Origin of the sequence: Pantoea sp. UBA5923, from assembly GCF_002431095.1 — a bacterium.
Taxonomy (GTDB): domain Bacteria; phylum Pseudomonadota; class Gammaproteobacteria; order Enterobacterales; family Enterobacteriaceae; genus Pantoea; species Pantoea piersonii.
On record NZ_DJDN01000078.1, the window covers coordinates 198030 to 210104 of the forward strand.

Here is a 12075-nt window from a genome sequence, read left to right on the forward strand (position 1 = left end):
GCAGCACCACCGCTTGACCATCCATCGCCTCCAGCGTCATGGATGGCAGCCGTTCATCACTGTTGTTCGCTGTTCCGCGCGGCGCCCAGACGTCGAGCATCTTGCCCAGCGACTCAAGTTTGGCGGGCGTAAACAGGTTAACGAAGATCATTATTGATGGCGCTTCCGCCTGGCCAGACAACTTTGTGGCTTTTCCCATCGTAATGGGCGCTGCCACGATAATCGCCGGCTGCTGTTCAATTACGGCGTTGCGCGCCAGCGCCGCGTTATCCAGCCTGCGCGCGTCGCGCAGCAGCGAAGCGCTCTGTGCGCCGAGCCAGGCTTCCAGCGGCAAATCGGTCAGTTTTCCGTTAATCAAGGCGTAGCGCGTGCGGCCAGCGCTATCCACAACAAAGACGCCTTCGTAGTGGTATTCGTTATAGAGATCCGGCCCAAGATTCTCTTCATCCCAGGCCCAGCGTTTATTTATCGTCGCGTGCAGGTTGTGCCAGGCTTCGCCCCAGAACGCATAGTCGCGCACGTCTGTCAGCATCATCTCCTGCCGCGCCTCCCACGCCTGGTGCAGCCGCTGACGATCGTGAGCGGTAGCGTCGTGGTTCTGCCGCTGGGCGATGACGAGCACCATCAGCACAGCGAGCAGCAGCACGCCGGAGAGCAGCAGCGAAAAGATGCGCAGGCTGCGGCGCGTGCTGCGCAGGGTGCGATCTTCAGCCGCCAGCGCAAAAAGGCGCGACGGCGATTCCGGTGGAACAAAAGTCATCAGGTGCGCTCACAACAAAGCGATAGGATGCGTTCGGGCGGCAGGGCGTCTACGGCGGACGCTGCGGAGCCGAACAGGTTTAAACGTTATCGGCGCACGACGCCGCGGTTTTAGCCTGCCGACGGAATTTACTGCGGTGAGAGTTTGTAGACGCGCCTCCCTCGACAGGGATCGGGCGCATTGCTACTATGCGCTTTCCTTCAATGGCTGGGTCGCCTATGAACACCAATCCCGACAGAGTGACGTTGACGCTGTTCTACGTCGGCAGCTTTGTGGTCTATTACCTCGTGACGATGCTGATTACGCTGTTTCCTAATTACGGCGTGCTGCGTAACGACGGACTTCTGGTGCCGGTGCTCTGCCTGTTTGAATTCGCTGTGATCTATCCGCTTTACCGTTTTTATTGCCAGCGCCGCAGCGATCTGCCGCTGGGCGAGCTGCGCGTTCGTCAGACGCTGCTCTTTATTTTCGCGCTGTTTGTGCTGATGGCGGCGCAGACGCAGTTTTTGCAGCCGGAAGGCTGGCTGGTGGAGCAGGCGCAGCAGGGACGCAATTCAATGCTGATCCTGCTGCTGACCGCCGTACTGCTGGCGCCGGTATTTGAAGAGGTGCTGTTTCGCGGTTTTCTGCTACAGGCGTTCCTGCTGTGGGCGCCGCGCAGCCGCTTCGCCTGTATGCTGCTGACGTCGCTGCTGTTCGCAGCGATGCATACGCAGTATGTGCACTGGGAAACGCTGGTGGCGCTGACGCTCTTTTCGCTGCTGCTCTGCTATGCCCGTCTGCGCAGCAACAGCCTGGCCTTGCCGATTTTCCTGCATACCTTCAATAATCTTATCGCCCTGCTGCCCGCCTGGTTTTTGTCCTGAGGCGCAAAACCGCTCAGGCGGGTAATGCCGCGCCGACACGTTTGTCTATACTGGATCGTAAAAAAGGAATCTAAGCATCACAGTCCGTACCAATGAGACCGTGTAAAGGAGTCGAGCCATGTTGATTGGATTTGTGTTGTTAGTAAGCGCCTGCGGCCACGACGCCTGCGATGCCCTGCCGGTATCAGAGCGGATTTATCCGACTAAAGCGGCCTGTGAGGCCATGGCGGATCGTATCCATAAAGTACGGCCTGGCGTGGTCCTGCTGTGCGGTGAAGTACACCGCTAATTAAGGCCACTGATGGCGGTGGATAAAAAAGAGGCAGTTTTAACGTTGCAGCCAGCGGCAACAGCGTTCAAAATATAAGCTGTTTTAAACTATTATCGTTGTGATCCCCATGAAAACACCACGCCCCCGTCGTCCGACTGGACGCTGGGTTTATTACATTTTGTATGACGGCATTCTTTGGCCCTGCCCGGTACGCTGGGAGTGGGAAAGCGGCTACGGCGGCTGGCTGCCGTTTTACTATTCGCCGACCTTTGAGTTTGTCGCAGGCGATCCAGGCAAGGCGTACCGCATCGCCCGCAGCGACGTGCGCGCTAAACGGCGCGAGCAGGAGGAACGTGAATATGTGTAATGCGGCTCAGCGGGAAACCCAGGGCAGCCAGGAGGAAGTCATCAGAAAGTGAATCAGCTCCAGCGCCAGCACGATCATCACTAATACGCCCAGCTTGTGGCGGCAAACCCATGTTTTCAGCCCCATATCATCGCTGCCCAGCGGATCAGCAGCAACGCGCCGCAAATACAGAGCAATACCAGCACCATTTTCCAGGCGTTTTTTGTCGGCAGATATTTCGCCACGCCTCCCCCCTTCCGCAGAAAGAAAAGATGCGCCACAGGGCGCATCCATCGAGGTTCATAAGAACCGGGCCAGCATAGCGCGGTCGCTGGTTAAGGGCGACCTGCTGGATCAATTATTCAGAGTATAGTCGAGCGTAATTTCAGCGTTCAGCACCTGAGAGACCGGGCAGCCCGCTTTCGCCTTTTGAATGATTTCATCAAACGCCGCGTTGTCGATGCCTGGCAGACTAATGGTGCTGTTCAGCGCGACTTTAGTGATAGCAAAACCCTCGCCTTTTTTATCCAGCGAGACGTCGGCCGTAGTATCGATGCTCTCAGGCTTATGGCCCGCATTGCCCAGCATCAGCGACAGCGCCATGGAGAAACAGGCGGCGTGCGCCGCGCCGATCAGCTCTTCCGGGTTAGTGCCCTTCGCGCCTTCGAAGCGGGTGTTGAAACCGTAAGGCGTCTGGCTCAGCACGCCGCTTTCGGTGCTGATGGTGCCTTTCCCTTTAATATCGCCTTCCCAGTGCGCCGATCCTTTCTTGTGAATAGTCATTTCATTCCTCCAGTTGGTGACGAGTGAGTAAGTATAGACAAGCCTCAGCTAACGGCACGGGGACGCGGCGCGGCGCCCGGGTTCGCGAGCGCGGCGCCGGCATCCACCAGTGCGTCACGCGTGATGTCGGCGATCGATTTCGCGCCGGTCAGCGTCATCGCCACGCGCATCTCTTTCTCCACCAGCGAAAGTAAGTTTTCCACGCCGCGCTGGCCGTGTGTCGCCAGCGCATACAGGTAAGCACGCCCCAGCAGCACGCTGTCAGCGCCGAGCGCGATCATGCGCACCACGTCCAGCCCGTTGCGAATGCCGCTGTCGGCGAGAATGGTGATATCGCCCTTCACCGCATCGGCGATAGCGGGCAGCGCGCGCGCCGACGACAGCACGCCGTCAAGCTGGCGGCCGCCGTGGTTCGACACCACGATGCCGTCCGCGCCGAAACGCACCGCATCGCGCGCGTCTTCGGGATCGAGAATGCCTTTGATCACCATCGGGCCATCCCAGAACTCGCGGATCCACTCCAGATCGCTCCAGGAGATCGACGGATCGAAGTTTTTCGCCAGCCAGCCGATGTAATCCTCCAGCCCGGTCGGCTTACCGAGATAGGTGGAGATATTGCCAAGGTCGTGCGGGCGGCCATGCAGGCCAACGTCCCACGCCCACTGAGGGTGCGTCACCGCCTGCCAGTAGCGGCGCAGGGCGGCGTGCTGGCCGCTCATGCCGGAGTGCGCATCGCGATAGCGCGCGCCGGGCGTCGGCATATCGACGGTGAAGACCAGCGTCGAACAGCCTGCGGCTTTGGCGCGCTCCAGCGCGTTGCGCATAAAGCCGCGGTCGCGCAGCACGTAAAGCTGGAACCACATCGGACGGTTGATAGCGGGCGCAACCTCCTCAATCGGACAGACAGAAACCGTCGATAGCGTAAAGGGGATGCCTTTCAGCGCCGCGGCGCGAGCGGCCTGCACCTCGCCGCGGCGCGCGTACATGCCGCACAGCCCTACCGGCCCCAGCGCTACCGGCATCGCCAGGGTTTCGTTGAACAGGCGGGTTTCCAGACTCAGCTCGGACATATTCTTCAGCACGCGCTGGCGCAGCGCCACGTCGGCCAGATCCTCGACGTTACGCTGCAGCGTACGCTCGCTATAGGCACCGCCGTCGATATAGTGGAAGAGAAACGGCGGCAGAATACGCTGCGCAGCGGCGCGGTAATCGGAGGCGGCGGAGATAATCATAGGGCGTTTTCCTTGCGTTAAAGAGAGTCATTGCCTGGCAGACGCGTGATGCGCGCCTGGCGCGCTTCGTCTTCATGCAGGCTTTTCAGGGTGGCGTGAACAAAACCGAGATGCTCCATCGCCGCACGTCGCGCCTCCTCTGCCTCTCCGGCGAGGATCGCTTCAAGCAGGCGCTGATGCTGTTCGGTAAGGCGGGCGAAAATCGGCGGCTGGCTGTACATCCGCTGTCGGCTTTGCAGCACCGAGGACTGCAACAGCTCAAAGAAGCCGCGCATGGTCTGCAGCAGCACGACATTGTGTGACGCTTCGGCGATAGCGAGATGAAACCGCACGTCGGCCTGTGCGGCGAGGTCAGGATCGTCGCTCTCTTTCAGCTTCAGCGTGGCGTCGAAAGCGAGCCGCAGACGCTCTTTATCCGCCTCGGTGGCGCGCTGCGCCGCGTACCAGGCGGTGCTCGCCTCTATCGCATGGCGCGCTTCAAGAATGTCGTAACGATAGTCGGGATCGTCCTGCAGCAGCTCGCGCACAGGCGCGACGATGCGCTGTTCTGCCCAGGGAGCAAGCGGCTGACGCAGCCAGGTGCCGCCGCCGCGACGGCTAATCAGCATGCCGCTGCTGACCAGCCGCTGCAGCGCTTCGCGCAGCGAGGAGCGCGACACGCCCAGCTCGGCGGCCAGCTGCCGCTCGGCGGGGAGTTTCATGCCCGGCTCCAGCTTCTGCTGCTCTATATAACGTCGCAGCCGCACGACTAGATGCTCTGCAACCGGCGAAATTGATTCAGTCATGGCGTATCCAGACGCGGCGCGGCAAGTTTGGTCGGACCAAAAACGCGCTGTGGGTCAACAGGAGGTTAAATGGTTAACTTTTTGTTAACCTGAAACAACCTTTTGCCCCGTGATTTTTCCGCTTCTGTGATTTGTGCCGAAGAGTCAGATGAAACTGGTAGGACCAAAATAGCGAGCATGGCGCGAATAAGGAAAAGAACAGGCATAAAAAAAGCCTCCAGACGGAGGCTTGGTTCAGCAAGACGGCGTCGTCAGGCGCTCTTCGCCCATTTTTGAGCCGTCATCATCTCCATCGCCAGCGCAAACAGCGGCTGCTGGTTTTGTTCCGCGTTTTCGGCGTAGCAGCCGATCATTGAGACAACCTTGTCAGAAGATAAGCTTTCACCGTGGAGATGCAGCGTAAGCACTGCGCGACCAACGATTTTCAGCACATCTTCATGTGATCCCTGGGCAATATTACTCAATGGAAAACCCTCAAACTGTCGTTGTAATAGAAGTATGGCGCGCTAAATATAAAGCAATTGCGGTGATTATTTTATCGGCTGCATGAGTGAGATTATTTAATGATTAATTCTTTTGCTGGAGTTAAAAAAAAGGAATCATCTGATATAAAAAGGATTAAACTTTTCAAAACGCGCATTTATAAAGCTTCGACTGGCCTTAAAAAGCAACAAATTATGCACAAATAGTTCATCATCACCTGGAAGCATTAAAAGATTACATCCATTCTCATCTATCTTCGGGTTATTCCTAAACGCCTGCGGAGCTAAGCTTTCATGCAGGTTACCCTTTTCCCTGGTTGCCGCGCGACGCGCATTCTGCCAGACTTGCCGCGCTATTTTTCGACCACCTTTTGCCGCCGAGGCCGCCTGTGACCGCATTTTCTACCCTTACCGTTCTTCCCGCCAGTCAGATCGCCAACCTGGGCGAAATGGGCTATACCGATATGACGCCCATCCAGGCCGCCACGCTACCTGCCATCCTGGCGGGGAAAGACGTGCGGGCGCAGGCCAAAACCGGCAGCGGCAAAACAGCGGCGTTCGGCATCGGCCTGCTGCAGCATATCGACAGCAGCCGCTACGTTACCCAGGCGCTGGTCCTCTGTCCGACGCGCGAGCTGGCGGATCAGGTCAGCAACGTGCTGCGTCAGCTGGCGCGTTTTACCCGCAATATTAAAATCCTCACCCTGTGCGGCGGCCAGCCTTTAAGTGCGCAGCGCGACTCGCTGGCGCATGCCCCACATATCGTGGTCGGCACGCCGGGCCGTATTCTCGATCATCTGAAGCGCGAAACGCTGAAGCTCGATCAGCTCGCCACGCTGGTGCTGGACGAGGCAGATCGCATGCTGGAGATGGGCTTTCGCGATGATATGGAGGCGGTGGCCGCGCTGACGCCCGCCAGCCGCCAGACGCTGCTCTTCTCTGCCACCTGGCCGGAGAGCATCGCCTCGCTCAGCGCGCGCTTTCAGCGCGACGCGCTGCATGTCGCCACGGAAGAGGTCAGCGAGCTGCCCGCCATCGAACAGGAATTTATCGAAGCGAGCCAGAATGAAAAGCTGCCGCTGCTGCAGGCGCTGCTGTCGCAGCGTCAGCCTGCTTCATGCGTGGTGTTCTGCAACACCAAACGCGAGTGCGACGATATTGCCGCCGCGCTCAATCAGCAGGATATCAGCGCGCTGGCGCTGCATGGCGATCTGGAGCAGCGCGACCGCGAACGGGTACTGATCCGCTTTGCTAACGGCAGCGGGCGCGTGCTGGTGGCGACCGACGTCGCGGCGCGCGGTCTGGATATTAAAGCGCTGGCGATGGTGGTGAACTACCAGCTGGCGTGGGATCCGGAAGTACATGTGCACCGCATTGGCCGCACCGGCCGCGCAGGCGAACAGGGCAGCGCGGTAAGCTTTGTCGCAGCGGACGAAATGGCGCGCGCCCACGCGCTGGAAGATTTTCTGCAGCAGCCGCTCAACTGGGTGGCGGCAAGCGCGCTGAAAAAAGGCGCGCGCCAGCCGCTGCCGGCCGCCATGATGACGCTCTGCATTGATGGCGGACGAAAAGCGAAGATCCGTCCGGGGGATATTCTCGGTGCTCTTACCGGTGAGGCAGGCTTTCGCGCCGACCAGATCGGCAAGATCGATATCACCCCCAGCCACGCCTACGTTGCCGTTGCGGCGAGCGAAGCCAAAGCCGCGCTGGTCAGGCTGAAGCAGGGAAAAATGAAGGGCAAGAGCGTGCGAGCGATTCTGCTGAAGGACTGAAACGAGCGGCTGGAGAGCGCGGGGAGCAAAATGCCCCGCGCTACAGGCCAAAACAACGCACTGGCGCGGAGATCAACGCACCATAAGGTGCGTATTTAGTCGTGTCGGGCGAACGAGACCGTCTCGATCGCCCAGAAAAGCTACATCGAAGATTTAGCCGGGCTGTTACGGCTCGTCAATCTGCGTAACCTGCAGTACCGTTTTCTCACCTTTGCCGTGAACACGGCCGCTTACGCGCACCTGCTCGTCCGCTTTGTAGGTTTTACCGCCGAAGGTTTTTTGCGGCGCGATAATAGTGATAGTGCCGGTGCTGTCGCGGAACTGATAGTTATCGCCCTGCAGTTTCTTCAGAATATAACCTTCAAGCGTGACGTAACCGTCCTGACGGAAATCGCGGATCTGGTTGATATGCGTCTGGCCGGTATCCTCTGAACCTTTATAACCCGCATCCTGCTTTTTCTGCGGCGGCGGCGTCGCGCCCGCTTCAAAACCGCCCTTCTCGGCCAGCGCCGGTAAACTCAACAAGGCCAACAGCGTAAACGTCATGACTTTTTTCATGGTGCGCTCCTTTAGTGAAATTTTTCCGTTGTTACCCGTTAAGCCTGGCACAAGAATCGCTAACCGCCTGGTCGATCTATTTTTCACCACTGCCTCTTACTTTTTTGCGAGACGTGCCGATAACGCTTTTAACACCCACTATCGCCGCGCGACAGGCGGCAGCAAGGCAGAGCCAACGATGGATAATTTTCAAAAAGAGATAGATGAAAGAGCAAATCTGGCGTTATCAAACCGCTTTGAACTGCTGCTGTTCCGCCTGGGCACCGATCAGGCTAAAGGAAAATCTGAACTGTTCGGCATTAACGTTTTCAAGCTGCGCGAAATCGTGCCGATGCAGCCGATTACCCGCGCAGCGGGCATGCGTTCACCGCTGCTGGGCATGACCAACATTCGCGGCCAGTTTATCCCGGTTATCGATCTACCGGCAGTCGCGGGTTGTACGCCGGAGACCGGCCTGAACCTGCTGCTGGTTACCGAGTATGCGCGTAATACGCAGGCCTTCGCCGTAGAGTCGGTCGATAATATCGTTCGCCTCGACTGGAGCCAGGTGCATACCGCTGAAAAAGGCATTGGCGGCCGCAATATCACCAGTATCGCCTGCCTCGAAGATGACAAAGGCAGCAATAACCTGGCGATGGTGCTCGACGTTGAACAGATTCTGTATGACGTGATCCCGTCGGTGCGCGGCGACGAGCCGGCGCCGGAAATCGTGCGCAGCTTTAAGATCAAGCCGGGCGCGGTAGCTATCGTGGCGGAGGACTCGAAAGTGGCGCGTCAGCTGCTGGAGCAGGGCCTGAAAAGCATGGGCATCCCGGCACTGATGCATAACACCGGGCTTGAAGCCTGGCTGAAGATCAAAGAGATGACCGAAGCGGCGCAGGCGGCGGGCGAGTCGATTCACGACAAGATTGCGCTGGTGCTGACCGACCTCGAAATGCCGGAGATGGATGGCTTTACCCTGACGCGCAATATCAAGCGCGAAGAGGCGCTAAAGCGTATTCCGGTCGTGATCCACTCTTCGCTTTCCGGCAGCGCCAACGAAGACCATGTGCGTAAAGTCGGCGCGGACGGCTACGTCGCGAAATTCGAAATTAACGAACTCTCCTCTGTGATTCACAGCGTGCTGGAAAAAGCGCCCTGATGCTCTCTGAACACGCGACGCCCCGTCGCGTGTTCCTTTTCTGTTTCGCTTTTATCCCCTCTTCCTTTTGCTCTGATGACCTCATCAGCGCCTGCCTTTACTCGCCTGCTGCTGAACGGGCCAGACTCAACTGCTTAGCCGGGTTAATCTGATAGCTCGCTAATGCCTTCTGATTCTCTGCAGCGCTAATGATTAGCCTACAGCGTGCCTGCTATGCCGCTCCGGCGTGCAGAAAACGCTCAGAAAAATTAAAGTCAAAACAAAAGCATCCGATAACCTGTGCGCCAGCTCTCATTTTAGCCGTTATCGGGCGGCCTGGGGGTTCGGCGCAGGCTGGTCACACACAGGCGTTAAAAACTTAACTGTTTAAGCAGAAACGCTTTATGGAATAGCGGGGAGAAGAGAGATGTGGAGTTTAAAAAACATGAAGGTCGGTGTCCGGCTTGGCGTCGCCTTCGGCATTGTGGTGGTGTTGATGGTGATCATTGGAGTAACAACCGTCAGCAAAATCCAGAGCATCAACAGCGGCATTTCCGCTATCGTTGACGACCGTTACGTTAAAGTGCGTCTCGCCTTTGACGTGCGCGACGGCGTAAACGATCAGATTAAATACCTGCGCGGGCTGGTGATCGATACCGCGCATCCGGACAGAAACGTTAAACGCTACGGCCAGCTTGATGAAGCGACCCAGCGCACCAACACCGCCATGAACCGCATCGCTGCCATTCAGGTTACCGAAGTCGGGAAAAAGAAAATTCAGGGACTGATTGATGCGGGCAAGCAATTCGAAACCGCGAAAAGCGCGCTGATCGCGCTGGTCAAAGCGGGTGACTTTGAAAACGCCGGGGTCTATGCGCTGAAAACCATGACGCCAGCCCAGAATGCTTTCCTTGAGGGCGCTGAGAAATTCGCTAACTCGCAGGATTCACAGCTGCGCAACGAAGGCCGGGAAATCGTCAGCGCCGCCAGTACGGCAATAATGATTACGCTGGTCTGCGCCGCGCTGGCAATCATCGCCTCGATTCTGCTGGGCATCTACCTGACCCGCTCAATCGTGCGTCCGCTCACTGAAGCGGTTGGCGTCGCCGAGCGCGTCGCCGCAGGCGATCTCAGTTCAAAAATCACTATCGACAGCCGTGATGAAACCGGCGTGCTGATGCGCGCGCTGCAGCAAATGAACGACAATCTGCTGAGCATAGTCACCGAAGTACGCACCGGCTCCGATACTATCGCCGTCGCGTCGAACCAGATCTCCAGCGGCAACCTGGATCTCTCTACCCGTACCGAACAGCAGGCCAGCTCGCTGGAAGAAACCGCCTCGGCGATGGAGCAGATGACCTCTACCGTGAAGCACAACGCTGACAACGCGCGTGAAGCCAATCAGCTGGTCGCGACCACTTCCGCCGTGGCGCGTGAAGGCGGCGTGGTGATGGAGCAGGTGATCGAGAAGATGGAGGCCATTGCGCTGTCGTCGAAGAAAATCGTCGATATTATCAGCGTAATCGACTCTATCGCCTTCCAGACCAATATCCTGTCGCTTAACGCTGCCGTCGAAGCGGCGCGCGCGGGTGAACAGGGTCGCGGATTTGCCGTAGTGGCGAGCGAAGTGCGCAATCTGGCGCAGCGCTCAGCGTCGGCGGCGAAAGAGATCAAGCTGCTGATTGAAGATTCCGTGATGAAAGTCGATGAGGGCAGCAGGCTGGTTTCCCACGCTGGCTCCACCATCGGCGAGGTGGTCAACAGCGTGAATAGCGTAGCGGGCATCATGAGCGAAATCACTATTGCCAGCAGCGAGCAGAGCACCGGCATCAGCGAAATCAACATGGCGATTACGCAGATGGAAGCGGTGACGCAGCAGAACGCCGCGCTGGTACAGGAAGCTTCGGCTGCCTCGCAGGCGTTGCAGGATCAGGCGGAACGCATGGCGCAGGCGATGAGCGTGTTTAAAACCGGCGCGCTGCGCCCCGCTCAGTAAGGGTTCACTACCGGGCGGCCGTTGCGGGCCGCCCGACGTGATTAACGATAATAAGCCAGAGGAAAGTAAAATCTGGTCGTGTGTAGCGGATGAAATACATCCATTAAAAAGCGCGCGCCTTATACAGGGCGTAAAGACAGTAATAAGCCGCAAAACTATTAAAATTCATAATAATATATTTCAGTTTTTCATTGCGGTTCAGCAGGATAAAAATTCCTTTTGAATATTTCCCGCGTTTAATCTCATTAATTTCCCGTGATATTTCATTGTGCGTAAAAGAGTCGTGATACATCGACGTCACTATCTGCATATCCAGCGCCAGCACTCGCTTAGAGACGCCTTTCAGAAAGTAGTCGAGATCGCGGTGCGTATACTTATTCATGATGGTGTCATACAGGCCGGTCAGAAACTGCTTGCGCTCTTTGAGTTCGTTGTACTGAACGCGCTTCTTTGACAGCGAATCCATCACATTTTCGTAATGGTAGGCTGTGCTGTCGATCACCAGACAGTTACTGACGTTGTAAAAGTACTTGAGGTTGAACAGCAGATCTTCGCTCATGGAGATCCCCTCAAGGAAATGGAGATTATTCGCCTCAATTACGCGCCGGCTGTAACACTTGTTGTGCAGATAACCGATATTGTCGCTCATCTCCAGTTCGCCAAGCAGATAAGGCATCTCCTGCGCCGCAAAATAGCCATATTTACGGATGCTGCCGATACGGTCATCGACCAGGTTGCCGACGATTAAATCTACCGGCCTGCCGTAGCTGTTATCCAGCGACTGCTGAAAGCTGGCGAGAAAATGATCGTCAACCCAGTCGTCAGCGTCGAGGAAAAGAATAAAATCCCCCTGCGCCTGCTTCAGCGCGCGGTTACGCGCCGCGCTGACGCCGCCATTCTGCTGGTTGATAACGTGAATATTCTGCTGGTAGCTAAATTCCTCCAGCAACGCGGCGGTGCCGTCGGTGCTGCCGTCATTAACTACTATCACTTCATAATCGTCGCAGGTCTGCTGCAAGACACTGATTAATGTTCTTCTCAATGTTTTTTGCGCATTCCACGCGGGAATAATAATGCTGAACCTGGGTGTAGAAATCATTTTTC

Annotated in this window: 15 protein-coding genes; 6 read left to right on the forward strand and 9 right to left on the reverse strand. The window is 57.2% G+C overall.

Going from position 1 to position 12075, the window contains the following annotated elements; translation table 11 throughout:
- Positions 1 to 760, reverse strand: a 760-nt coding sequence (locus B3797_RS18280; RefSeq protein ID WP_311791824.1) for a CHASE4 domain-containing protein, incomplete at its 3' end; no start/stop codon positions are given.
- 218 nt (positions 761 to 978) lie between these two features.
- On the opposite strand from B3797_RS18280, the gene B3797_RS18285 reads away from it, so the two are divergent.
- The 3 genes from B3797_RS18285 to B3797_RS18295 all read left to right on the forward strand — a co-directional run bounded on the left by B3797_RS18285 (position 979) and on the right by B3797_RS18295 (position 2264).
- Positions 979 to 1626: a CPBP family intramembrane glutamic endopeptidase gene (locus B3797_RS18285; RefSeq protein ID WP_120451225.1), complete on the forward strand. Its 648-nt coding sequence runs from the start codon at positions 979 to 981 to the stop codon at positions 1624 to 1626.
- Between the two features lie 118 nt (positions 1627 to 1744).
- Positions 1745 to 1915: a hypothetical protein gene (locus B3797_RS18290; RefSeq protein WP_167456942.1), complete on the forward strand. Its 171-nt coding sequence runs from the start codon at positions 1745 to 1747 to the stop codon at positions 1913 to 1915.
- A 109-nt stretch (positions 1916 to 2024) separates the two neighbouring features.
- Complete coding sequence (locus B3797_RS18295; RefSeq protein WP_120451224.1) at positions 2025 to 2264, forward strand: hypothetical protein; 240 nt, start codon at positions 2025 to 2027, stop codon at positions 2262 to 2264.
- A gap of 116 nt (positions 2265 to 2380) precedes the next feature.
- Here the strand turns inward: B3797_RS18295 and yniD are convergent, their stop codons facing one another.
- From yniD to B3797_RS18325, 6 genes are all read right to left on the reverse strand, one after another.
- Positions 2381 to 2488 carry a small membrane protein YniD gene (gene yniD / locus B3797_RS18300; RefSeq protein WP_311791825.1) on the reverse strand — a complete coding sequence of 36 codons (108 nt, stop codon included), beginning with the start codon at positions 2486 to 2488 and terminating at the stop codon, positions 2381 to 2383.
- A gap of 109 nt (positions 2489 to 2597) precedes the next feature.
- Positions 2598 to 3026 carry an OsmC family protein gene (locus B3797_RS18305; RefSeq protein ID WP_311782141.1) on the reverse strand — a complete coding sequence of 143 codons (429 nt, stop codon included), beginning with the start codon at positions 3024 to 3026 and terminating at the stop codon, positions 2598 to 2600.
- A gap of 44 nt (positions 3027 to 3070) precedes the next feature.
- On the reverse strand, positions 3071 to 4258 hold the full coding sequence (gene lldD, locus B3797_RS18310) for an FMN-dependent L-lactate dehydrogenase LldD (protein WP_311782142.1): 1188 nt from the start codon (positions 4256 to 4258) through the stop codon (positions 3071 to 3073).
- Between the two features lie 17 nt (positions 4259 to 4275).
- Positions 4276 to 5043: a transcriptional regulator LldR gene (gene lldR / locus B3797_RS18315; RefSeq protein ID WP_311782143.1), complete on the reverse strand. Its 768-nt coding sequence runs from the start codon at positions 5041 to 5043 to the stop codon at positions 4276 to 4278.
- A gap of 251 nt (positions 5044 to 5294) precedes the next feature.
- Positions 5295 to 5507 carry a hypothetical protein gene (locus tag B3797_RS18320; protein WP_311782144.1) on the reverse strand — a complete coding sequence of 71 codons (213 nt, stop codon included), beginning with the start codon at positions 5505 to 5507 and terminating at the stop codon, positions 5295 to 5297.
- Between the two features lie 135 nt (positions 5508 to 5642).
- Positions 5643 to 5924 (reverse strand): hypothetical protein, encoded by a 282-nt coding sequence (locus B3797_RS18325; RefSeq protein ID WP_311782145.1) that lies wholly within the window; start codon positions 5922 to 5924, stop codon positions 5643 to 5645.
- On the opposite strand from B3797_RS18325, the gene dbpA reads away from it, so the two are divergent.
- Positions 5915 to 7297, forward strand: a complete 1383-nt coding sequence (dbpA, locus tag B3797_RS18330; RefSeq protein WP_311791826.1) for an ATP-dependent RNA helicase DbpA — start codon at positions 5915 to 5917, stop codon at positions 7295 to 7297. The two genes, B3797_RS18325 and dbpA, sit on opposite strands and share 10 nt — an antisense overlap.
- 165 nt (positions 7298 to 7462) lie before the next feature.
- Here the strand turns inward: dbpA and B3797_RS18335 are convergent, their stop codons facing one another.
- On the reverse strand, positions 7463 to 7855 hold the full coding sequence (locus tag B3797_RS18335) for a YgiW/YdeI family stress tolerance OB fold protein (protein ID WP_120451218.1): 393 nt from the start codon (positions 7853 to 7855) through the stop codon (positions 7463 to 7465).
- A gap of 178 nt (positions 7856 to 8033) precedes the next feature.
- On the opposite strand from B3797_RS18335, the gene B3797_RS18340 reads away from it, so the two are divergent.
- Complete coding sequence (locus B3797_RS18340; RefSeq protein WP_269949423.1) at positions 8034 to 8996, forward strand: chemotaxis protein; 963 nt, start codon at positions 8034 to 8036, stop codon at positions 8994 to 8996.
- Between the two features lie 406 nt (positions 8997 to 9402).
- Positions 9403 to 10971: a methyl-accepting chemotaxis protein gene (locus B3797_RS18345; RefSeq protein WP_311782147.1), complete on the forward strand. Its 1569-nt coding sequence runs from the start codon at positions 9403 to 9405 to the stop codon at positions 10969 to 10971.
- Between the two features lie 103 nt (positions 10972 to 11074).
- On the opposite strand, the gene B3797_RS18350 is transcribed toward B3797_RS18345, so the two are convergent.
- The gene (locus tag B3797_RS18350; protein ID WP_311791827.1) at positions 11075 to 12070 is read right to left on the reverse strand and encodes a glycosyltransferase family 2 protein; all 996 of its coding nucleotides are present in this window, start codon (positions 12068 to 12070) and stop codon (positions 11075 to 11077) included.
- Between the last annotated feature and the right edge of the window lie 5 nt (positions 12071 to 12075).

Bases quoted from the DNA above. Each gene is read 5' to 3' on its own strand.
- B3797_RS18285 (WP_120451225.1), top strand. From the start codon at position 979: ATGAACACCAATCCCGACAGAGTGACGTTGACGCTGTTCTACGTCGGC.
- B3797_RS18295 (WP_120451224.1), top strand. From the start codon at position 2,025: ATGAAAACACCACGCCCCCGTCGTCCGACTGGACGCTGGGTTTATTAC.
- B3797_RS18340 (WP_269949423.1), top strand. From the start codon at position 8,034: ATGGATAATTTTCAAAAAGAGATAGATGAAAGAGCAAATCTGGCGTTA.
- B3797_RS18325 (WP_311782145.1), bottom strand. From the start codon at position 5,924: ATGCGGTCACAGGCGGCCTCGGCGGCAAAAGGTGGTCGAAAAATAGCG.
- B3797_RS18350 (WP_311791827.1), bottom strand. From the start codon at position 12,070: ATGATTTCTACACCCAGGTTCAGCATTATTATTCCCGCGTGGAATGCG.
- lldR (WP_311782143.1), bottom strand. From the start codon at position 5,043: ATGACTGAATCAATTTCGCCGGTTGCAGAGCATCTAGTCGTGCGGCTG.
- B3797_RS18335 (WP_120451218.1), bottom strand. From the start codon at position 7,855: ATGAAAAAAGTCATGACGTTTACGCTGTTGGCCTTGTTGAGTTTACCG.
- B3797_RS18345 (WP_311782147.1), top strand. From the start codon at position 9,403: ATGTGGAGTTTAAAAAACATGAAGGTCGGTGTCCGGCTTGGCGTCGCC.
- B3797_RS18290 (WP_167456942.1), top strand. From the start codon at position 1,745: ATGTTGATTGGATTTGTGTTGTTAGTAAGCGCCTGCGGCCACGACGCC.
- B3797_RS18305 (WP_311782141.1), bottom strand. From the start codon at position 3,026: ATGACTATTCACAAGAAAGGATCGGCGCACTGGGAAGGCGATATTAAA.
- lldD (WP_311782142.1), bottom strand. From the start codon at position 4,258: ATGATTATCTCCGCCGCCTCCGATTACCGCGCCGCTGCGCAGCGTATT.